This window comes from Ligilactobacillus ruminis ATCC 27782 (assembly GCF_000224985.1).
GTDB lineage: Bacteria > Bacillota > Bacilli > Lactobacillales > Lactobacillaceae > Ligilactobacillus > Ligilactobacillus ruminis.
This window is the reverse complement of the sequence record NC_015975.1, coordinates 1,725,243-1,747,065: the sequence shown is the minus strand read 5'-3', so window position 1 is coordinate 1,747,065 and position 21,823 is coordinate 1,725,243. Positions and strand designations below refer to the sequence as shown.

The window sequence follows — 21,823 nt, the reverse complement described above, 5'->3', positions numbered from 1 at the left end:
TACTTTCGAGGCCACGCGAGTCGATTTTGGAGCCGGCGGTAGACAAAAACCACACATTTCCCCCGTTTTTTGTCTACTTTCGAGGCCGCGCGACTCGATTTTGGATCAGCCGGTAGACAAAAAACAGGCATTTCTCCCAGTTTTTGTCTACTTTCGAGGCCGCGCGACTCGATTTTGGATCAGCCGGTAGACAAAAATCAGAAATTTCCCCCGGTTTTTGTCTACTTCCAGGTCCGCGCACCCCAATTTTGGATCAGCCTGTATACAAAAATCAAACATTTCTCCCGTTTTTTGTCTACTTTTGGTTCCGTGCGCCCTGAATTTGGACCAGCAGGTAGAAAAAATCATACTGTCCCTCGAGATTCAAAGTGGATTACGGTCAAAAAGCCGCTTTTTGAGATCTGCCCGTAAAATCCTGCCGCCGCCAAAATCAGAACATAATTCTTTGCAATGTCGTCAAAACTGGCTTATAATTTCTTAGAATAAGACGAAAGCGAGGAACAAGCGATGCTGACGAATTGTGACAATTTCCGCGACATGGGCGGAATCAAAACGCACGATGGTCATGTCTTAAAGGAGAAGAAAATCATCAGAAGCGGGAAACTCAGCAATCTGAACGATGATGATGTTGTTTTTCTTGAAAAATACGGTTTGAAACATGACGTTGATTTCAGATCCATGTCTGAACGAAAAAATGAGCCCGATCGAATTCCGGCAAGCGTAAGATATCACTTCGCACCGGTTTTTCCCGTTGACGAAACGAGGAGCGGAAACGACAAATGGGAATCAAGGCGTAATTACTACGTTGATGAGCAGGCGGCATTCAAAGATATGCTGGATGCATACAACGATATTGTTTTGCAGGATTGCGCCAAAAAAGCGTATCGCGAATTTTTCGATGTTTTGCTTGCAAACGACAAAGACGACGAATCGGTTTTGTTTCATTGTTCTGCCGGAAAGGACAGAACAGGGATGGGGGCCGTCTATCTGTTAACGGTGCTTGGCGTTGATGAAACGGTGATTCGAGCTGATTACCTGGCATCCAACAAGTATCTGAGAGGACAGCAGAAAAAAGAAGAGGTCCGTGCCTTGCAAAAAGGCGAAATTTTTGCCAAGAATATTTTTAATTTGGGCTCTGTTTCCGAGCATTATTTGGATTGTGCGCTCGGTACGATGACTCGTGAATACGGAAGCATTGGCGAATATTTGGAAAAAGAGCTGAAGCTTAGCGCAAATGAGCAAGAAGATTTGAGAAAAATTTATTTGAAGTAGGCTTTTGCCCGTTGAATGTGACGTTCAGCGGGTCTTTTTTATTTAAATGCAGAGGATGATTTTTATAAATGCAGAGCTTACTTACGACAGTGAAAACCTGGATGCTTTTCCGAAATAACCGTGTCCGACAGAGAATTCTTAAATCTGAATATTATGGAAAGATTACATTCGACTAATGGAAATTAGGGTGGAAACTTTTGAGTTTAAAATTGCTATCATGTAAATATCTAGCGTAATTACATAAAAATTGGAGGAATTGTTCCATGAGAAAGGGTATGAAACTAAGAAAGCTGTTGCTAATTGCGGTAATGGCTTTGTCAGTTGTCATGATCAGCGCATGTTCACAAAAAAAGAGCGTGTTGGATGACGTCAAAGTCAAGTATGAAGGCTACAGTGGGCACGGCATTGCTGATTTGGACAGCAAAAAACTCAATTCGAACATGGTTGACGTCTTTGCCAAAAAACTCAAGCTTGATGATTATCTGACGGAAAAGCTCAAGTCGAACGAACTTAATGCTGAAGCACTTGAAAGCGAAGCAACGTCTGATGAAAGAGATAAACTTGTCAAAGTTGAGCGTTGGGTCAAAGACACGCGTGTCAGAGTAAACAAAGCACAGAACTTAAAAAACGGCGATAAGTATGTCGTAACGATTAAGACCGGTGATAAGGAAAACCCGATTAAGAGCGAATCTAAGACGTATACCGTAAAAGGTCTCAAAAAGACGAAAAAGGTTACCGCCAAAGATATTGCCAAGGATTTGAACGTTCAGGCATACGGATATAACGGCAAAGGTCTGATTGCCATCACAAGCAAGAAGTACAAGGGCGAAGTCATGTTCCACATCAAGAAGAACGGCTCGTTAAGCAACGGCGACAAGGTGACAATCAAGCTTCCTTCCGAATTTACCGATTATGAAAAGTTCGACTTCCGGGGCAAAAAAGAATTCACGTACACGGTTCAAGGTTTAAAGGAACTTGCTGCAACAAAAGATCTTGATGAAATCAAGAAGGTCACTGATTCAATGGTTAACGATGAATACCCGTACGGCGAAATCGAAAAGTACGTCAACACGTTCATCAATATGTATTTCGTGCCGACGTCCGCCTATTCTGATTACAGCGATGAAAAAGATATGTCTGTTGAATTGAACGATAAGTCAGGCCTTGAGGCATCAAGAAAGGACAAGATCACGATTGCGGTTCTTTACACTGTCAAAGATGATTATGATGAAGACGATGAAGCAGACGACAGCAACACCAGGGTGGTTGAAGTTACCGTCGGCAATGTTTCGATTGAAGGAGATCATACGAACATTGACAGCATCGATACGGAAGACGATGGTAAGGTGTCGATGCAAGACAGTTCGCTTGAGGTGCTTCAGCACAACCTTGCCGCAAATGGCATCAAAGTCAAGTAGTGTTGGTTAAAATACAGAGCTTCGGATTGGATATGCATTTTTTATGCATGAGAGGGGGAAATATAAAATGGAAGAAAACAAGCAAACGGAAGAAGCAAAAGAAGTCAAAAATGAGCAGACTGCTGAAACGCCTAAAAAAGACGTGGCATCAAAGGTGACGGAAGCCGTTTCTCAAATCGATACCGATGAACTTAAGAAAAATGCCGCAAGCTATTGGAATTGGCTGGTTACTTCGTGGAAGAACCCGACTGAAGTCAAGCAGACGAACAAGTATGCGGGCTTGATTTCGCTTGCTTTGGAATCATTGTTTTTGATCGTCGGCATTGGCAAGTATGTCAATGCGATTGTTGAGGTTGCTTCAAGCTCGGTTGCAAGTTTCTTTGGTGATTCGTCCTACGAATCCTCAGGCATGGGCTTTGGTTTTTATCTGACGGGGTTCATCGTCTTTTTCTGCGCAGCTTTGGCGATGGTCGGTATTGCCTATCTTTTTTGCGGACGAGATGAAAAGACGAATTTTTTGACGTTTTCAAACAAGGTTGCTCATTACAGCAACGTTATTTTGATTGCAGATGCGTTGTTTATTCTGTCCGGGTTTGTCGTTGCAAGCTCGTCGTCAGTCATTTTGCTTGCGATGCTTTTGCTTGCGGCTTCATGGCTTGAATGGAACGTTTCGCTCGTTTATGCTGCCCAAAATGAAAACAGGATGAACAAAATTTATTCGGGGACGCTGGTCATGATTGCCAATATTGTCGTGCTCGTGATCACGTTCAGAGTTATCTGCAGCATTTCGGGCGACAAGCTGCAGGAGCTGATTCAAAGCATTTTTAGCAACTGATTTTGAAACGAAAAACAGGACCATTGAAGCAGTTAAGTGCGACAAGGTCCTGTTTTTTAGTATCTAATAAAGGTCCAGGCGCCGATCTTTAAAGACCGGGATGTTTCCTCTCGCCTTGTCGACGAGCGAAAGGTCAAGGATTGCCGAAACGATTTCTTCTTGTCCGCTGCATCCGTTTGCGATTATTTCTCCAAACGGATCGATGATCAGGCTGTGTCCGTTAAAATGGTCGTTTGGAGCATCACCGACTCGATTGGCTGCGACAACAAAGGACTGATTTTCGATTGCGCGCGCACGAAGCAGAATCTCCCATTGCTTGATGCGAACGTCAGGCCACTGAGCGGAAACGAACAGGATTTTTGCACCGGAAGACATCAGTTTGCGCTCCCATTCTGGAAAACGAATGTCGTAGCAGATGACGCAGCTCGATTTTATGCCATCGATTTCAAAACTGCTCTCAGAATTTCCCTGAGCGATAAACCGGTCTTCCTGCATGAGTCCAAAAAGATGAACCTTGTCGTATTCGTTGATCAGCTGTCCTTTTCTGTCAAAATCATAAGCGGTGTTCCAAAATTTGCCTTGGCGTTTGACGGCACAAGAGCCTCCGACGATATTGACGTCATGTTTTTTGGCAAATGCAGAAAGGAAATTCTTTGTCCGCTCGCCGTTTTCGTCTGCCAGTTCGTCAAGTTTGTCCAACGCATAGCCTGTATTCCACATTTCTGGCAAAACGATGACGTCCGGATGATTGGCCAGGGCTTTTTGCAGAGCATTTGCCGTTCGTTCATAGTTTTTAGAAACATTTCCATAAGCAATATCGATTTGTGCAATGCTTACTTTCACTTCGAGACCTCATTTCATTCTAATTTATGTAATAATCATAGCATATCAACGTTTCAAAGGAACAATCTTTCTTAAAAAAATTTTGAGACAATGGGGACAGAGTGAATAATCTCAAAAAAGCATTGCAAAAAAATTAGAAAAAATGTTGACAATTAATTTTTTTATAAATATAATAGCATTAATCAAACCGACAAAGGGAATAAAGTACAAAGGAGTGGTTGAAATGAATTGTGACATGAATAAAAGACATAAATCGTTTCAGTGCGCTTCGCTATTTGCCCGTCTAATTATTATCAAGGATTCAGGAACGTAAAAATTAAGATTTTTATGTTGCTGAGTCCTTGTTTGAGTGTAGTTGGATGAGGGCTCCCGGGATTAAAAAGCCTTCATCCATTTAGGATGAAGGCTTAATTTTTTTCTTAATCGGCGAGAATCAATATCAGGATCATCAAACGAAGGGATTGGGATTTTTTATGAAAATTAAGAAAATGGCAGGCTTTGCGGCTGCAGCAATGATGTGTTCCGCATTTATGGCAGGATGTACGGTCAAATCAGCAGCTTCCAAAGGAAATCAAGCAGGCGACACGATTAAAATCGGCGTCAACATGGAACTTTCCGGTGCTGCGGCAGGTTATGGCCAACAAGAAAAGAACGGGATTGAATTGGCCGTTCAAGAAATCAATGCAAAAGGCGGCGTCAACGTCAACGGCAAAAAGAAGAAAATCAAAGCAATCTATCGCGATAACAAGAGTTCGACTTCAACCAGCGCTTCCGTTGCGGCTCAATTGACTTCTCAGGACAAGGCTGTCGCATTGATTGGACCGGCAACGACAAATGCCGGCACGGCAACGATTCCAACGGCAAACAAAGCAAACGTGCCATTCCTTTCGGCATCGGCAACGGCACCAGACTTTACGCTTGACAAGAAAGGCAAGGTTCAGCCTTATGTCTTCCGTGCATGCTTTAAAGACGACTACCAAGGGATTACGGCTGCCAAGTTTGCTTACGATACGCTGAAAGCAAAGAAAGTGGCAATTTTGGCAGACAATTCCAGTGATTACGGCACTGGCATTACAAAGGCCTTTAAGAAAGCATTCAAGGGCCAAGTCGTTGCTGCACAGTACTTCCAAGCAGGCGACAAGGACTTCAATTCGATTTTGACGTCCATCAAGAGCAAGAATTTTGATGCGCTTTACATTCCTGCATACTATACGGAATGTGGCACGATCATCAAGCAGGCTCGCGAAGCCGGCATCAAGCAGCCGATTCTGGGGGCTGACGGCATGTCCGACGACAAGATGATCAAGATTGCCGGAAACGCAAATTCATCAGACATTTACTACACGACACCGTTCACGGCTCTTTCGGCCGCAACTAATCCGCTTGTTTCCAAGTTCAACAAGGCATACAATGCAAAATTCGGTGAAGATGCACCGACGTTTGCCGCTTTGGCATATGATTCGGTTTACATGGTCAAGAAAGCCATCGAGACTGAAAAATCAGCTGATTCCGTCAAGATTCGGGAAGGTCTTGCAAAGCTCAAGAACTTCAAGGGCGTTACGGGCAACACGACAATGGATGCCAAGCACAATCCTCAAAAATCGATTACGATTGTTAAGTTGGAAAACGGCAAGTCAGTTAAGGGTTATGTAGTCAAGTAAAAGACGCAGGGCCGCAGGTGAATTTCTTGCGGCCTTTTGTCAATAATTCAGAAATTAGGGAGGAATAGCTGATGTCGACATTTTTGCAACAGCTGATCAACGGCCTTTCTCTCGGAAGCATTTATGCCCTGCTGGCTTTGGGTTATACGATGGTTTACGGGATTATCAAGCTGTTGAATTTTGCTCACGGTGACGTATACATGCTGGGGGCGTTTTTCGGATATTATACGATTAAGTGCTTGCACTTTGGTTTCTTTGGCGCGCTTATCTCATCGATGGTCTTTTGCGCACTGGCCGGTGTTTTGGTTGAAATCATCGCCTATAAGCCACTGTTGAATTCTCCGCGGATTACGATGCTGATCACCGCAATCGGCGTTTCATATTTCCTTGAAAACGGAATGACTTATCTTTTTACTGCGAACACGAGAAACTTTCCGCAGGTAATCAAGCGCGTCTCGTATGATTTGGGACCGGTTCAGGTTTCAAACGTTCAGCTTTTAATTTTTATCACGACGATCATTTTGCTGATTTTGCTTCAGGTGATCGTTCAAAAAACCAAGATGGGTCGTGCCATGAGAGCCATGGCCGTTGATCCTGATGCGGCAGCTTTGATGGGAATCAATGTCAGCGGAACGATTGCATTTACGTTTGCAATCGGTTCAGCGCTTGCGGGCGCTGCCGGTGTTTTGATTGGGATGTACTATAATTCGATTGATCCGATGATGGGACTTACTCCTGGCATCAAAGCCTTCGTTGCGGCTGTTTTGGGCGGCATTGGATCAATTCCCGGCGCCGCAATCGGTGGCATCGTCATTGGTTTCTTGGAAACGATGTTCCAAAGCATCGGTCTTTCAGCATATAAGGATGCGGCCGTATACGCCGTTTTGATCATCATTTTGCTGGTTTTGCCGTCAGGGTTGTTCGGCAAGAGAACGATTGAGAAAGTGTAGGTGATTATCATGAAAGCAAATTTGAAATCAAATCTCAGCTGGCTTTTGCTCATGGTAGTCGGCTTTGTTCTAATCAATTTTTTGGTTGTGATCGGAGTAATCGATTCTTTTACTGAGAATATGCTCGTGACGATCGGAATCAACATCATTTTGGCAGTAGGCTTGAACCTTGTCATCGGTTTTTCAGGTCAATTTTCGCTCGGACACGCTGGATTCATGGCAATCGGCGCATATGCGACAGGAATCATGACGCTTGGAGGTTTTGACAGTTTCGGCGGTTGGATCGTTTCGGTTCTCGTCGGGATGGCGATTGCGGCCGTTGTTGCGATTATCGTCGGAATTCCTTGTTTTAGGCTCAGCGGAGACTACCTTGCGATTGCAACGATGGGTGCGGCTGAAATCGTGCGAATTGTTTTAAATAACATGAAGATTACGAACGGTCCTGCCGGCCTGTTCAATATTCCTCAGTATACGACCTGGCCGCTGGTTTACGTGTTGACTTGTCTGACGACGATCGTAACGGTAAACTTTATTCATAGTCGCGGCGGACGTGCGGTCATGTCTGTTCGTGACAACGAAATTGCCGCAGAAGCAATGGGAATCAACACGACTCGCTGGAAGCTGGCTGCCTTTGTTTTGGGTGCGGTCACGGCCGCCATTGCCGGCTCGCTAAGTGCCAGCTATATTCAGACGATTGCTCCTTCCAATTATGGCATCATGCAGTCCGTTTCGATTTTGATCATCGTTGTTTTAGGCGGAATGGGAAGCATGACCGGGACGTTTGTTGCCGCAGTCGTTTTGGGAATTTTGGACACCGTTTTGCAAAGTTTCGGCGTATTGCGCATGGTGATTTATGCCATTGTTTTGATTTTGATGATGGTCTTCAAGCCAAGCGGCCTGATGGGAACGAACGAATTATCGTTTGCCAGAATCTTCAATCATAAAAAAGCTGACAAAGGGGAGGCGAAGGCATGACGACACCTATTTTGGAAGCAAAGGAACTTACGCAAAAATTTGGTGGCCTGACAGCCGTTGACAACGTCAGTCTTCATGTCGGCGTTGACGAATTGGTTGCTTTGATCGGGCCGAACGGTGCCGGCAAGACGACGCTTTTCAACATGCTGACGGGTGTGAATGCGCCGACTGAAGGAGACGTTTATCTTGCCGGAGAAAAAATTACCGGCAAAAAGGCTTATGCCGTGGCTCAAATGGGAATTTCCAGAACGTTTCAAAATATTCGTCTGTTTTCTGACATGACGGTTTTGGAAAACGTATTGACTGCTTTGACGAATCACTATAAGGAAAGTTTTGTTTCGTCCGTTCTTCGTTTGCCGAGCTATTATAAAACAGAAGCTGCAATGAAAGAAGAAGCAATGAAATTATTGAACGATTTTGGGTTGGCTTCTGTGGCCGAAAATCGTGCCGGCAATCTGCCTTACGGTGCTCAGCGCAGGGTTGAAATCGTTCGGGCGCTTGCAACGCGTCCGAAAGTTATCTTCTTGGATGAGCCTGCTGCCGGAATGAATCCGGAAGAAACGGCGGATCTGACTCGTTTGATCAAAAAGATCCAATCAGAATATCATACCGCGGTTTTGCTGATTGAACACGACATGTCGCTTGTCATGAATATCGCAGAGCGAATCTACGTGCTTGATCATGGTCATCTTTTGGCAGAAGGAACGCCAAAGGAAATTCAGGATAATCCTGAAGTTATCAAAGCTTACTTGGGAGGTGACGCTGATGCCGATGCTTGAAGTTAAAAATCTGTCAGTGAATTATGGAGCGATTCAAGCTGTCAGAAACGTCAGCTTTCAAATCAACAAAGGCGAAATAGTGACCTTGATCGGTGCAAACGGTGCCGGAAAATCAACGATTGTCAAAACGATTTCCGGAATTTTAAAGCCTAAGAGCGGTGAACTAGTTTATGAGGGCACTCATCTTGAAAAATTAAAGCCGAATAAAGTCGTGGCGAAGGGCATTTCTCAAGTTCCGGAAGGACGACACGTGTTTGAGGAAATGACCGTTCGCGAAAATCTTTTGATGGGGGCTTACCTGCGCAAGGACAGAGACGGAATCCAAGAAGATTTTGAAAAGATGTATCAGCGCTTTCCCGTCCTAAAGGAACGTGAAAAACAGGACGCTGCTACGCTTTCCGGGGGCGAACAGCAGATGCTCGTAATGGCCAGGGCTTTGATGGCACGTCCCAAGCTGATTTTGTTGGACGAACCTTCAATGGGACTTTCTCCGATTTACATTCAGGAAGTCTTTAAAATCATCGAAACGATTCGTGATCAGGGGACAACTGTTCTTTTGATCGAACAAAATGCCAAACAGGCATTGTCAATTGCCGATCGTGGGTATGTTTTGGCTTCCGGCGAGGTCAAGATGACCGGAACTGGTAAAGATCTGCTTGACGATCCAAGCGTTCAAAAAGCATATTTGGGCGGCTGATTGCAGATTGGTGAAATTGGCAAAAAACTGTGCTTAAAATTTAAAAAACGGATGAGGTTTGGAAAAATATGCCTCAATTGAAAAACCGGATGATTTGCAATCAAGTGCAAATCTAATCCGGTTTTTTCGTATATATGACGATCGCCTTCCATGAAAATAGTTTGGAAGTAAATTTGACTGAGAGTGTGGCGCGCTGATTTAGCGAGCACTGCATTTGTTAAAATCACTGCCGTTTACGGACAAATCAGCAAAAAATGGCATTTTGTCCGTAAAATTGAGTGAGATCTTGGTTGAGCAGCACTATTTTTTAAAAGATGTTTTTTTACGTGCAAAAAGGGATGTTGCCTTTAATCGGGGGCTGTCATTTACGGGCAAATCCTAGAAATCGCCGTTTTGCCCGTAACGGGTGACTGGATTTTACGGGCAGATTCCAAGAATCAGCGTTTTGCCCGTAACGGGTGACTGGATTTTACGGGCAGATTCCAGAAATCGCCATTTTGCCCGTAACGGGTGACTGGATTTTACGGGCAGATCCCAAGAATCAGCGATTTGCCCGTAACGGGTGACTGGATTTTACGGGCAGATTCCAGAAATCGCCGTTTTGCCCGTAACGGGTGACTGGATTTTACGGGCAGATTCCAGAAATCGCCATTTTGCCCGTAACGGGTGACTGGATTTTACGGGCAGATTCCAGAAATCGTTGTTTTGCCCGTACTTCCGTTTTGGCGCATTGATTGAGCGATGCGAAGCACTGCATTTTTCAAAAAGAGTTTCATGCATCAAAACTAAGAAAATGCCGGACAAACCTGCCAAAAGTCGACAGTATTTGTTAGGCATTTAAATTAATTCAAGAGGGACCTGGGAATTTTTCAAAGGCCTTGAATCAATGGTTAATCAAATCAAAATTCCATTACAATGATCAATCTCATGCTGAACGATTTGAGCATTGAAGTCGTCGAGTTTTTGTCGCTGTTTGGCGAAATTCTTATCCAGATAAGTTACTTCGATATGTTTGAAACGTTTAGCAACGCGTTTTCCTTCAAGGCTCAAGCAACCTTCTTCAGCAGTATAAGGCCCGAATTTCTTGGTTATTTCGGGATTGATCATTAAAACGGGAAAAGGTCCGAAGAAACAGGCAATGATGCGCTTGTTGATACCGATCATATTGGCGGCCATTCCGACGCAGGCATTTTGGTGGGCCTTGAGCGTATCAATCAGATCTGATGCCGTCTGAAGGTCTTTTTTTGAAGCTGTTGTCGATTTTTTGCGGAGAATTCCAACATCCTTGTTGATAGGCTTTATCAAGATAAGATCATCCTTTCTTGTTCAATATGAAAAAAATGTTTGAAATAAAGTTGTTTTTTTTGTTTTTATATACAATTGTTAATTATATGTAACTATACTATAATCTAATAGTGATTGTTGTTAATGTCAATTAGTTGTTTTTTGGGGGGCTTGAGATGATTAAAGCCGGCTTTAAGAGAATGGGAATTCTTTTAGCTGTGATTGCAGCTGTTTTTGCAATGATAAATGGCAGCGCCTTAGCAGATGAGACATCTTCTTCAAACACGGTCGTGTATTCTGCGCTTGAAAATGCGGTTTCTGAAGATGCGCAACAGGAATATCATAACAGGGATGCATATGGCAAAGCATCTGATGAAAAGAAGAAAGCTTTGCAAGATGCAATCGACTATGGAAAGCAGGTTCTTGAAAACAAAGGATCGCAACAAGATGTTGACGTTGCATTGGAACAAATCAATACTTGTCTGAACAATTTGGGAGGAAAACCCGAAAGTTTGCCGCATACAGGGGCGGGCAAATCTAAATCGGGCAAGAAACAAGTCTTGAAATCAGCTGCAAAACCTGCAGCTATATCAAGTGGCAAGTCGGTTTTTAAAATGATTGTTTGGGGAGCCATAACGCTTGGTGCTTTGGGGGTAATTGCTTTCAGCATTATAAAACAGCTTCGCGTGAAAAGGGAATCAAATAATTAGGTAGACGAACGGTTCTGAGGGAGAACGGTTCGTTTTTTATTGTGATTAAGAAATGCTTTCAGAATCTGTTAAGGATTGACTGTCAAAATAAAAGTCGTTATAACTTGCAAGATTGAATGATGGTGTATAAAATACAGTAAAAGAAATATGAGGTTTGAAAAAATGCACAAAGGAAAAATTTTGGTTGTTGAAGATGACAGCGACATCAGAGAAGGCGTCAGGATTCTGCTTGAAAGCGAAGAGTATGAAGTCATCGAAGCCGAAAATGGCGTTGTCGGGCTAAAATTGCTCGATGAGACGATTGATTTGGTTATTTTGGATATCATGATGCCTAAATTGAATGGTCTCAAAGTCTGCGAAGAAATCCGCAAAACTTCCAACGTGCCCGTACTTTTTTTAACTGCAAAGTCACAAGAATCAGATAAGCTGCTTGGATTGATGGTTGGAGGAGACGACTATCTTGCAAAGCCTTTTTCATATGCCGAACTGCTCGGAAGAGTCAAGGCCTTGCTCAGACGTTACCAAGTTTATCAAGGAAAGAGCACGAACGAAAACGAAGTGGAAAAAATTATCGAGATTGGTTCGATCAAACTCAACACTGCATTTAATGAAATCTTTGCGGACGGAAATAAAGTTGAAGTTTCTGATTTGGAGTACAAGATTTTACGTTTGATGATGCAGCATCCGGGCAAGATTTTTTCGACACAAAACATCTATGAAAGCGTTTGGCGCGAACCTTATTTTTATACCTGCGGAAATACGGTAATGGTTCACATCAGAAAGCTGAGGACAAAAATCGAGCCTGATCCTCAAAAACCGCAGTATATCAAGACGGTTTGGGGAAAGGGGTATCGCTTTGAAGATGCGACAGTGGATTAGAAGGCAGCTGGAAAACAGAAAAAACAAAAAAACGACGATTTATATGGAACTGCTTAAACTGTTGATTCTTTCATTTGTCATTTCGTTCGCTTTTTTAATCGTTGTTGACAGAGTAACCGACAATCTTGTTGACGAATATTATGACAGCATTGATTACGAGGAGCGTGAAACGAATCGCTATGCTCGGCAGTTCCAGAATTATATTGAAAAAAAAGATTTGAAGTCGACCGACAAAAAGAAACTTGACAAATGGGTGCTGAAAAAAAGAGTGCTGTTGATTGCAATCTATAAGAAAAACCGCATCGTGTACAATTGCAGCGGCGTCAGTGCCTTTGCGCTTGAAGACCAGGATAATTTGTCGGCCAAGCCGTATAAGCTGAAATTTGCCGATGGCAAGGCCTCGGTATATATTCAAGGTGTTTATTCTTACGAATTGTATTATTATGCCGAAATCTTTTCGATTATTTTGACGTTCATCGTTTTTTTCAGCATCGTCATGATCGGAATCAGGCGCCGGATGAAATATATTCGTCAGCTTAGCAATGACATCAAAATTTTGGAAGCAGGGAACCTCGACTACGAGATTCAAGCCAAAGGCAAAGATGAGCTTTATGAACTGGCGTTAGGACTGGATGACATGCGAAAATCGCTGAAAAAACAGTTTGAAGTCAAAAATGAAGTCATGAAGGCCAATTCGAAGATGGTCACGGAGATGTCGCATGATATCAGGACGCCTTTGACGTCAATCATGCTTTATTCAGAGATTATTCGTTCTGGAAAATGCAGGGATGAAGACCAGTTTCAAGGCTATCTCGAAAAAATAGACCAAAAGACCAAACAGCTCAAAGTCATGTCTGACAGATTATTTAATTATTCCTTGATCAACGTTGATCAGGAAATTCAGCTTGAAAAGCGCGGTACGCTGGAGCAGATTTTCTTCGATCCGTTGTCTGAGATGTGCGGTTATTTAGAGCAGCAAGGTTATCAGATCAAACCGGTTTTTTTATTTAAAGATACGGAAATAAAAGTTCATGATGCCTATATTTCAAGAATTATCGACAACGTTACTTCAAACATCGTCAAATATGCCGATCCTGAATTTCCAATCATAATTCGTTCTTTGTATGTGGAAGACGATTGCGGCATCGTATTGGAAAACGTCGTTAAGGAACATACCGAAAACGAAGAAAGCACGAAGATCGGTCTTTCGAATATCAAAAAGATGATGGGCAAGATGTGCGGAGAGTGCCGAATAGAAGAAAGAGACGATTTGTTTATAATGACTTTGTTGTTTAAAAAAGAAAAAAAATAGAAGAGGTTGGGAAGATTATCTTTTCTCGAAACCTCTTCTTTTTCTTTGCTTTTTGAAGATTGAACGTCAAATTTATTGATGAATCAGCAAAGGAAATTCTGAATTTCAGGGTAAATGGGGAAAATGTTTAAAATAGATAAAATTATTTTGATTTAAAGAAACTGCACCGGACAAAATAGTTTTGTGATATGCATTTAATGCATAGAATTATTAGCAAATATATTACTAATTTTAGATAATATTCCCGTTTTGTTTTGAATATTTTTGAATGAAAAGTGAATTATTTTTTGCAAGAAGGTTAAAAACAATTAACACGAAACCGATATAGGATAGGTGTTGAATAAAGGTGCTTTTATTTAGCAAATTAATTGATATGGAGTTATAAATATGCATGAAGATGTTAAAAGAATACGCTTTCGTTTGATGGGGCTGGCAATTATCGTCGTAACGTTGCTGCAGCTTTTGCTGATTGCTCTTAATCGAGTTGCAATTGTTGAAAACGAATGGAATCGACTTGAAAATTATGCCTGGAATGTCAAGATTAAAAGCATCGACTATAACGTCAAGGACGGTAAGACGATCATTTCGATCGATAAGAACAAGGCTGACATGATGCAAAGCGAAGCTAACGGCGTGTCATTGGGGATAGTGCAACGAAGGGAAAAATATAATGAAACGCTGTTTGATGGGTTCGACGCAAAAGATAAGCAAAAAATTCTTGACGGAAAATTTGTCAGGAAAACGAGCTTGGCAGATGACCGGCATATTTTTAAGCTGTATCAGCCGTTGTACAGCCTTAAGGGCGATGTAATCGGAATCATCAGCGCAAGGGATCAATCCGGATATTATGACGAACTTTTAGGTGAGATAATTTTGAACATATTCAAAGTTGATTTTACGGCGATCTTTATTTTCGGAATCGTTTTTGCAGTATACGTTCAAAAAAAGAGGGCACGAATCAGAAAATTTCAATATTTGCACTAAATTCTTTGCAGTTTTGGGGCTGTCATGGAATTTTTTTGTATAGTTAAAATGTTTGATGTATCAAACATTTTGATAATTTATGACGATAAAGTATCGAAGAAAACGCTTTCTTTAATATTTTTTTAATAAAAAGCATTTATTATGAAGAGTAAAAATATTATACTAGAGTTGTATTCAATTATAAAGATCAATTTGTGGATAGAAAGAGATGGATTTGTTTATGGCTGAAGAAATACAACAAGTTGCAGAGATGGTAAATGGATTAATCAAGCGTTCACAACATGCTCAAGCAATTTTATCAACGTTTACTCAGGAACAAGTTGACAAAATTTGTGAGGCAATCGCAAAAGCCGGTAAAGAACACGCTCAAGAACTTGCGCAGGCTGCCGTTCAAGAAACGCGTCGTGGCGTCGTGGCTGACAAGGTTACGAAGAATATTTTTGCCAGCGAATGCATTTGGGAAAGCTTAAAGGATGTAAAGACAGTCGGCGTCGTCAGCGAAGACGAAGACAAGGGTCTTGTTTCAATCGCTGAACCAATGGGCGTCATTGCCGGCGTGACTCCTGTGACGAACCCGACTTCAACCGTTATTTTCAAATCTATGATTGCTCTTAAGACACGCAATACGATTGTCTTTGGGTTCCATCCGCAGGCTCAAAAGAGCTGCGTAATGGCAGGCAAGTTGGTTGAAGCTGCTGCTGAGGCTGCAGGTGCGCCAAAAGACAGCGTTTTATGGATTGAAGAACCTAGTCTTGAAGCAACGACGGCTTTGATGCATAATCCAAACGTCAGCTTGATTCTCGCAACGGGCGGTCCAAGCATGGTCAGTGCCGCATATTCTTCCGGCAAGCCTGCTTTGGGCGTCGGCCCCGGCAACGGTCCGGCTTATGTTGCCGAAAGTGCAAACGTTACAAAGGCAATCGATGACATCGTGACGTCAAAGACCTTTGACAACGGCATGATTTGTGCTTCCGAAAACTCAATCGTCGTTGATGCTTCAATCTATGATGAGGTCAAGAAATTGCTCAAGGGTCATGGGGCATACTTCTTGAATGATGAACAAGTGCCTGAATTCAGCAAGGCATTTATCGATGAAAAGCGCGGCACTGTTCGCGGTATGTTGGCCGGCAAGAGCGCCAAGGAAATCGCAACGTTGTGCAGCCTTGAAGTTCCGGCTGACACGCGCATCATCGTTGCAGAACTTGACGGCGTCGGCAGAGAATACCCGCTTTCAGCTGAAAAGCTGTCACCTGTTTTGAGCATGTACAAGGCAAAAGATGCCAAGGAAGCTTTCTTCATTTGTCAGCAATTGCTTGATTACGGCGGACGCGGTCATACTGCTGCTATCCATTCCGAAGATCATAACCTGATCGTTAAATTTGCCATCGAAATGACGGCTTGCCGCATCCTGGTCAACACGCCGTCAGCACTTGGCGGCGTTGGCGGTCTTTACAACAACTTGACGCCATCGTTGACGCTTGGCACCGGGACATACGGCGGCAATGCCGTTTCTCACAACATTACGGCAACGGATCTGCTCAACATGAAGACGGTCGCATTCCGTCACGAAACGGACTTTTTAAAGAGCTTGAACTAAAATAACGAGGGACTGGGAAAAAACTCTGTCTTAAATTTGAAACACGTATGATTCATAGTTGTGGTCATACGTGTTTTTGTTTTGGACAAACATCTGTCAGGAACTCAAACTCAGAATATAATGGGGAAAGTAGACCGGAATTCTGGATTTTGTCGAAAATAGTCTACCTTGTCACCCAGATCCAGTGCACGCTCCTTCAGAGCCACGCACTGAAAAAATGAAGCCCGTATGAATTGATGATCATACGGGCAGCGTCCATTTTTTGACGGACTCTTTTTGATTATTTCCATTACATCAGCAGATTGACATGTATACAAAAAAACGGATGATTGCAATTGATTGCTAATCATCCGAGGTTCAATTTGAGGCATATGGTTTCTCTCATCCTCTTTTTGAGCTAGTCAAGATATTTTCTGAAGAAGGAGAGTTCGTCAAGATTGCACCGTTCACCGACGGGATTGCGTACGTCGCAATGGAAGCAATGCTTTTGAGGAGCTTCTTTCGTACCGTAATCATGGAATTCATAGAGAACATTTCTGGCCTTCAGATATCTGGCGAATGCGAGACTGCAGTCGCGGATGAAGTCTTCATTGGAAGTCATGAGAAAAATCGGTGGCCATGCTGGTGTGATGTAGCTTTCTGTCTGAAGCATGTCGAGATGATTTTTCAAGATATCCTCCGTAAAGTAGGCTTTGCTTGAATCGTAAAGCATCCCCGGCGTGTCTAAAAATGCAGGGGCGCAGTTCAACGCGGCGGCCTTGACCGTCATTTGTGGCTTGCTGTATCCGAATTTTTCTCTGAAAACGTCATTTGTCAGAATCGTCAGGTACTGACTGACCATCTGTCCTCCGGCACTGTCTCCGATGAGAAATGCGTTTTTGAGATCCAGATCGTACTTCTTGGCGTGGTTGCATGTCCAGTGAATTGCCTGGTCGACGTCATCGAGGCTTCCTGGGAAAACAACGTCAGGCGGGAGACGGTAACTGATGTTGACGAATGCAAACCCGTGCTTGGCAAGACTCATTCCGTAAAACTGCGCATTTTCCTTGATTCCGGAAATCCAGCTTCCGCCATGAAAATAAAAGATGACAGGGACTTTTTTTGCGTGTTCTTCTGGCAGATAGATATCCAAAAGATTCCACTTGGAATCAGGACCATATTGCAGGTCGTCAATGCGCGTGACTTCCGGAATTTTGCGATCAAGTCCTGCATTTTGTTCTTCAGCGCATTTCATGGCTTTTTGGGCAAGTTCCAGTGCCAGTCTGACGTTTTCTTGATGTGTTCCCAAAATAATTCCTCCAGTGATTTTTTTCTTCTATTATAAACTAACTATTCGCTGATTGCGATTTCATCTTGGGGCTGATTGCGAATTTTTTGAATCAGCCTGAAACAAACGAACCACAAAACTGCACCGAGTGCTGGTCCAAAGGAAGAGCGGTTCAAGAAAAGCAACAGGAAAATAAAGATAAAGAATATGTTGGTGGCCGGATTCGTGCATTTATAAGCAGGAAGCTTGAAGCCTTCCTCTAAAAACGCATCCGATCTGCGGTAGCGATAATGCGCAATCATGGTCAGGATGCAAACGAGAATATAAATATCGCACGAAACCGAAGCAACGAAGGAAAACGCATCGCTCAAAGCTTTAAAACAGCTAAGCATTGGCGCAAACAGCATGAATGAAGCAGAAAACAAAACGCTGTTGACGGGAATGCCTCGATTTGAAACTTTCGTCAAAAACTTCATCTTTTGGCTGTGAGATTCGCGTGCCGATTGCCCGGAGCATGAAGAAGAAAAGGATTCCGACGATCAGATATACGAACAGAATTGATGGACCGGTTCTGTGAATCGTACTGCCGGACCCAAGGAACAGTCCCGTGCCGATGCTCCCTCCAAGGGCAATCATCTGAACGTTCAGATTCTTCAGTTTTCGTCTTGTTCCGTCTTTGTTGATTTCTGCCATTCGTGTCACTTCCCGGTTCCAAGTTAGATTCTGGCCAATGCCTGGTCAAGATCCGCAATCAGATCGTCAACGTTTTCGATGCCAACGGAAACGCGAATCAGATCAGGCGTGATGCCTGATTCTTTCAATTCTTCTTCTGAAAGCTGCGCATGAGTCGTTGAAGCGGGGTGAATGATCAAAGATTTTGCATCTCCGACGTTTGCGAGCAGCGTAAACAGTTCGAGATTTTCAATCAGTTTCTTGCCGGCTTCTTCGCCGCCCGTAAGCCCCAACGTGAAGATGGAACCGACGCCTTTTGGAAAATCGCGCACTGCCAAGTCGTGATACTTGCTTGATTCAAGCCCGGGGTATTTGATCCATGCGACTTTTGGATGCTTGGAGAGGTAATCAATGATTTTTTCGGCATTTGAAACGTGGCGTTCAACGCGAAGGGACAGCGTTTCAAGGCCTTGAAGCAGGAGGAAGGAGTTAAACGGAGAGATGGCAGCGCCCATGTCGCGCAGAGCACCGGAGCGAATCTTCGTGACAAATGCAGCGCCTTTGAGATCCGCATAGACAAGACCGTTGTATTGCGGGTTCGGTGTCGTGAATCCAGGGTAGCGGCCGCTCTTTGCGTAATCGAAGTCGCCTTTTTCGACAACTACGCCGCCCAGGGTCGTTCCGTGACCGCCGATGAATTTCGTTGCCGATTCAACGACGACGTCTGCGCCGTGTTCGAGCGGACGATAAAGATATGGAGAAGCAAACGTGTTGTCGACAATCAGTAAAAGACCGTTTGAGTGAGCGATTTCTGCCAGGGCATCGATATCGACGAGGTTGATGTCAGGATTGCCGATCGTTTCAACGTAGATGGCCTTCGTCTTGTCGTTGATTTCCTTTTCAAAATTGGAAAGATCGTCAGGGTCGACGAAGTGCGTCTTGATGCCAAGCGCATCAAGCGTCGTGTTGAAAAGGTTGAACGTGCCGCCGTAAACCGTTGATGAAGAAATGATTTCATCGCCTGCTTCCGCAATGTTCGTAATTGCCGCCGTAACTGCGGCGAGTCCTGTGGCAAGCGTGATGCCGGCCGTGCCATGTTCCAGCTTTGCGATGCGTTCATCGAGAACTGCCGTCGTCGGATTGGTCAAACGCGAATAAATGTTGCCCGGACGCTGCAGAGCGAATTTGGCAGCTGCATCATTTGCGTCCTTGAAGACGTAGGAAGTTGCCTGATAAATCGGCGTCGTGCAGGCACCCGTTTCATCGATGACCTGACCTGCGTGAAGTTGCAGCGTTTCAAATTTGTAATCTTGATTGCTCATAAAAGAGACCCTCCTGTATTTTTTCAGAGACGTTGAATCGGACAAGCAGCAAAAACAAAAACGCCCCCGTGAAAGAACATCTTTCACAGGGACGCATTCCTCGCGGTACCACCCATCTTCACTGCAAGCTGCAGCCTTTTCCGGCACTATCATGCCTGGGATTGTATCGTATCCTCACGAACCTCGAGCTTGCACCCTCGGTTAAACTCAGAGCTCATCTTCAGTCTGTCCAATCCGCCTTCTCTCACCGCTTGAAGGCTCTCTGTCGGATTGAAGGCCACTTACTCTTCTCTTCAACGTTTCTTGTTATTTGATTTGTTGACTGAAGTTTAAACTCATTTTTAAATCTTGTCAACACTTTAGTTTAATTTTTTTACAATTTTATGCTAATGTCCTCATCAGATACCAAGTGCTTTTGACTAAATAAAACAAGACCTCATCGTCGCGTTGCATGTTTTCTTCATGCGACATGGCAGCGATTTTTTTGCAACTTTATGATAAGATATTTTTTTGAAAGGGTGATACGGATGGAAAGACAAGAATTTGACGAAATCATCTTAAAAAATGCAGAGTCTTTTTTCGACTATTTTCGCTTGGCATGCATCGCCGTCAGAAATGAAAAAGTTGCTGAAACAAGCGCTTTTTTAGAAAAAACATTTGAAAAACTCGGTGCCAAAAAGGTTGAACAGTTCAGGGAAGAAGGAGCCAATCCGGTCGTCATTGCTGAATTTTCCGGAAAAAGCAAAGAAACGATTCTGTTTTACAATCATTATGACGTTCAGCCGCCTGAACCCGTCGAAGAGTGGAATTCTGATCCGTTCGAACCGACGGTTGAAGACGAAAGACTCATCGTTCGCGGAGCTTGCGACGACAAGGGAGAACTCGTCATGCGCCTGGCCTTGCTCAAATATTTCAACGAACACGGAGGATTGCCGGTAAACGTCAAGTTCTTCGTTGAGGGCGAAGAAGAGGTCGGAAGTCCGAACGTTGAAAAATATATCCAAGCCCATCTTGATGAATTAAAGTGTGACGCCTGCATTTGGGAAGGGGGGCAAAAAGATGCAAACGAACGTTTTGAAATCGTCGGCGGCTTGAAAGGAATCGTTGCTTTTGAGGCCGAGGTCAAAACTTCAAACGGTGATCTGCATTCTTCAAAGTCATGTTATGCTCCAAATGCGGCAGTCCGTCTGACAAAAGGGCTTGCGTCTTTATTTGATGATTCGGGGAAGATTTTGGTCGAAGGATTGAACCTCACCGAAGATTCTTTGGATCGAACCGAACGAGCACTCGTCAAAAAGATGCGGTGCAATCAAAAAGAACTCAAAGAAAATGACGGCATCATTGAGGATCTGATAACGGACGACGTGTCCTCAGCTCTTGTCTGTGAACCGTCGCTTTCGATCAACGGCTTGTCTGCCGGATATGAAGCAGACGGAATCAAAACCATCATTCCGGGCTTTGCCAAAGCAAAACTTGATTGTCGCCTGGCACCTTGTCAAGATCCTGAGGAATCTTTTGAAAAAATCCAAGCTCAGCTTGAAAAAAACGGCTACCCCGACATCCGACTGACGTATCTGACGGGACAGCCCGGCTATCGCTCTGACGTTCACTCGCCTTTTATCAAAATGGTTTTGAAGCAGGCAGAAGAAATTTTTGGAGCAGAAGGCACTTCCTACGTTTTGAACAGCCCGATTGCCGGTCCGGCTTATGCGTTCGGAAGAAATCTGAAAGTTCCGATTGCCGGTTTTGGCATCGGTTATCCGGGGCAGAAGATGCATGCGCCAAACGAAAATATCCGTTTAAGCGATTTTTGCGATGCGGCGTGGTATTTGAAATGTCTGCTTGAAAAATATTGATGAAACGCTGAATTTCGTGTCGGCGCTGCATTTTGCCCGTAATCGGTGACTGGATTTTACGGGCAGATCCCAAGAATCAGCGATTTGCCCGTAACCGCGGACTGCATTTTACGGGCAGAATTCAAAAATCAGTGTTTTGCCCGTAACCGCGGACTGCATTTTACGGGCAGATCCCAAGAATCAGCATTTTGCCCGTAACCGCGGACTGCATTTTACGGGCAGAATTCAAAAATCAGTGTTTTGCCCGTAACCGCGGGCTGTCATTTACGGGCAGAATTCAAAAATCAGTGTTTTGCCCGTAACCGAGGGCTGTCATTTACGGGCAAATCTCAAGAATCAGCGATTTGCCCGTAACCGCGGACTGGATTTTACGGGCAGAATTCAAAAATCAGTGTTTTGCCCGTAACCGCGGACTGGATTTTACGGGCAAAATTCAAAAATCGCCGTTTTGCCCGTAATCAAGAACTGGGTTTTACGGGCAAATCTCAAGAATCAGCGATTTGCCCGTAA

The 21,823-nt window shown here is 43.8% G+C and carries 21 protein-coding genes; 14 read left to right on the top strand and 7 right to left on the bottom strand.

The features are described 5' to 3' along the window. The first annotated feature begins 507 nt into the window (after positions 1-507). The 3 genes from LRC_RS08760 to LRC_RS08750 all read left to right on the top strand — a co-directional run bounded on the left by LRC_RS08760 (position 508) and on the right by LRC_RS08750 (position 3,525). Positions 508-1,272, top strand: coding sequence for a tyrosine-protein phosphatase (locus tag LRC_RS08760; protein WP_014074075.1), 765 nt, complete (start codon positions 508-510; stop codon positions 1,270-1,272). A 263-nt stretch (positions 1,273-1,535) separates the two neighbouring features. Then, entirely contained in the window at positions 1,536-2,690 is a 1,155-nt protein-coding gene (locus tag LRC_RS08755) for a hypothetical protein (protein WP_041820130.1), read from the top strand. Positions 2,691-2,757: 67 nt separating this feature from the next. Further along, the gene (locus LRC_RS08750; RefSeq protein ID WP_041820129.1) at positions 2,758-3,525 is read left to right on the top strand and encodes a DUF6574 domain-containing protein; all 768 of its coding nucleotides are present in this window, start codon (positions 2,758-2,760) and stop codon (positions 3,523-3,525) included. A 63-nt stretch (positions 3,526-3,588) separates the two neighbouring features. Here LRC_RS08750 and LRC_RS08745 read toward each other — a convergent pair whose 3' ends face one another. After that, the gene (locus LRC_RS08745; RefSeq protein WP_014074072.1) at positions 3,589-4,368 is read right to left on the bottom strand and encodes a carbon-nitrogen family hydrolase; all 780 of its coding nucleotides are present in this window, start codon (positions 4,366-4,368) and stop codon (positions 3,589-3,591) included. A gap of 473 nt (positions 4,369-4,841) precedes the next feature. On the opposite strand from LRC_RS08745, the gene LRC_RS08740 reads away from it, so the two are divergent. The 5 genes from LRC_RS08740 (at position 4,842) to LRC_RS08720 (ending at position 9,430) form a co-directional block, all read left to right on the top strand. Beyond that, the gene (locus tag LRC_RS08740) at positions 4,842-6,029 is read left to right on the top strand and encodes an ABC transporter substrate-binding protein (RefSeq protein ID WP_014074070.1); all 1,188 of its coding nucleotides are present in this window, start codon (positions 4,842-4,844) and stop codon (positions 6,027-6,029) included. Between the two features lie 71 nt (positions 6,030-6,100). Further along, positions 6,101-6,979 (top strand): branched-chain amino acid ABC transporter permease, encoded by an 879-nt coding sequence (locus LRC_RS08735; RefSeq protein ID WP_014074069.1) that lies wholly within the window; start codon positions 6,101-6,103, stop codon positions 6,977-6,979. Between the two features lie 9 nt (positions 6,980-6,988). Next, positions 6,989-7,954: a branched-chain amino acid ABC transporter permease gene (locus tag LRC_RS08730; protein WP_014074068.1), complete on the top strand. Its 966-nt coding sequence runs from the start codon at positions 6,989-6,991 to the stop codon at positions 7,952-7,954. Further along, positions 7,951-8,733 carry an ABC transporter ATP-binding protein gene (locus LRC_RS08725; protein WP_014074067.1) on the top strand — a complete coding sequence of 261 codons (783 nt, stop codon included), beginning with the start codon at positions 7,951-7,953 and terminating at the stop codon, positions 8,731-8,733. The genes LRC_RS08730 and LRC_RS08725 overlap by 4 nt, the downstream gene beginning before the upstream one ends. Further along, entirely contained in the window at positions 8,726-9,430 is a 705-nt protein-coding gene (locus LRC_RS08720) for an ABC transporter ATP-binding protein (protein WP_174519779.1), read from the top strand. Before LRC_RS08725 ends, LRC_RS08720 begins: the two co-directional genes overlap by 8 nt. A gap of 573 nt (positions 9,431-10,003) precedes the next feature. Here LRC_RS08720 and LRC_RS11600 read toward each other — a convergent pair. Both LRC_RS11600 and LRC_RS08715 read right to left on the bottom strand, forming a co-directional pair. Continuing rightward, positions 10,004-10,267 carry a hypothetical protein gene (locus tag LRC_RS11600; RefSeq protein ID WP_167317002.1) on the bottom strand — a complete coding sequence of 88 codons (264 nt, stop codon included), beginning with the start codon at positions 10,265-10,267 and terminating at the stop codon, positions 10,004-10,006. Positions 10,268-10,324: 57 nt separating this feature from the next. Further along, complete coding sequence (locus LRC_RS08715; protein WP_014074062.1) at positions 10,325-10,735, bottom strand: peptide deformylase; 411 nt, start codon at positions 10,733-10,735, stop codon at positions 10,325-10,327. Positions 10,736-10,890: 155 nt separating this feature from the next. Between LRC_RS08715 and LRC_RS08710 the strand changes: the two genes are divergently transcribed. From LRC_RS08710 to LRC_RS08690, 5 genes are all read left to right on the top strand, one after another. Beyond that, positions 10,891-11,424: an FIVAR domain-containing protein gene (locus tag LRC_RS08710; RefSeq protein ID WP_014074061.1), complete on the top strand. Its 534-nt coding sequence runs from the start codon at positions 10,891-10,893 to the stop codon at positions 11,422-11,424. A gap of 162 nt (positions 11,425-11,586) precedes the next feature. Then, positions 11,587-12,303 (top strand): response regulator transcription factor, encoded by a 717-nt coding sequence (locus tag LRC_RS08705; protein WP_014074060.1) that lies wholly within the window; start codon positions 11,587-11,589, stop codon positions 12,301-12,303. Continuing rightward, a complete protein-coding gene (locus LRC_RS08700; protein ID WP_014074059.1) occupies positions 12,287-13,615 on the top strand; it encodes a HAMP domain-containing sensor histidine kinase in 1,329 nt (442 codons plus the stop codon). The genes LRC_RS08705 and LRC_RS08700 overlap by 17 nt, the downstream gene beginning before the upstream one ends. A 387-nt stretch (positions 13,616-14,002) precedes the next feature. Continuing rightward, complete coding sequence (locus tag LRC_RS08695; protein WP_014074058.1) at positions 14,003-14,599, top strand: hypothetical protein; 597 nt, start codon at positions 14,003-14,005, stop codon at positions 14,597-14,599. Positions 14,600-14,819: 220 nt separating this feature from the next. Continuing rightward, complete coding sequence (locus tag LRC_RS08690) at positions 14,820-16,196, top strand: aldehyde dehydrogenase family protein (RefSeq protein ID WP_049780081.1); 1,377 nt, start codon at positions 14,820-14,822, stop codon at positions 16,194-16,196. 397 nt (positions 16,197-16,593) lie between these two features. Here LRC_RS08690 and LRC_RS08680 read toward each other — a convergent pair whose 3' ends face one another. The 4 genes from LRC_RS08680 to LRC_RS08670 are packed head-to-tail and all read right to left on the bottom strand — an operon-like array spanning position 16,594 to position 19,457. After that, positions 16,594-17,484, bottom strand: a complete 891-nt coding sequence (locus LRC_RS08680; protein ID WP_014074055.1) for an alpha/beta hydrolase — start codon at positions 17,482-17,484, stop codon at positions 16,594-16,596. A gap of 41 nt (positions 17,485-17,525) precedes the next feature. Next, a complete protein-coding gene (locus LRC_RS12045; RefSeq protein WP_338034077.1) occupies positions 17,526-17,939 on the bottom strand; it encodes a hypothetical protein in 414 nt (137 codons plus the stop codon). After that, the gene (locus LRC_RS12305) at positions 17,848-18,156 is read right to left on the bottom strand and encodes an amino acid permease (protein ID WP_049780079.1); all 309 of its coding nucleotides are present in this window, start codon (positions 18,154-18,156) and stop codon (positions 17,848-17,850) included. The genes LRC_RS12045 and LRC_RS12305 overlap by 92 nt, the downstream gene beginning before the upstream one ends. A gap of 23 nt (positions 18,157-18,179) precedes the next feature. Beyond that, the gene (locus LRC_RS08670) at positions 18,180-19,457 is read right to left on the bottom strand and encodes an O-acetylhomoserine aminocarboxypropyltransferase/cysteine synthase family protein (RefSeq protein WP_014074054.1); all 1,278 of its coding nucleotides are present in this window, start codon (positions 19,455-19,457) and stop codon (positions 18,180-18,182) included. Positions 19,458-19,984: 527 nt separating this feature from the next. Between LRC_RS08670 and LRC_RS08665 the strand changes: the two genes are divergently transcribed. Next, positions 19,985-21,313, top strand: coding sequence for a M20/M25/M40 family metallo-hydrolase (locus LRC_RS08665; protein ID WP_014074053.1), 1,329 nt, complete (start codon positions 19,985-19,987; stop codon positions 21,311-21,313). Positions 21,314-21,823: the final 510 nt, after the last annotated feature.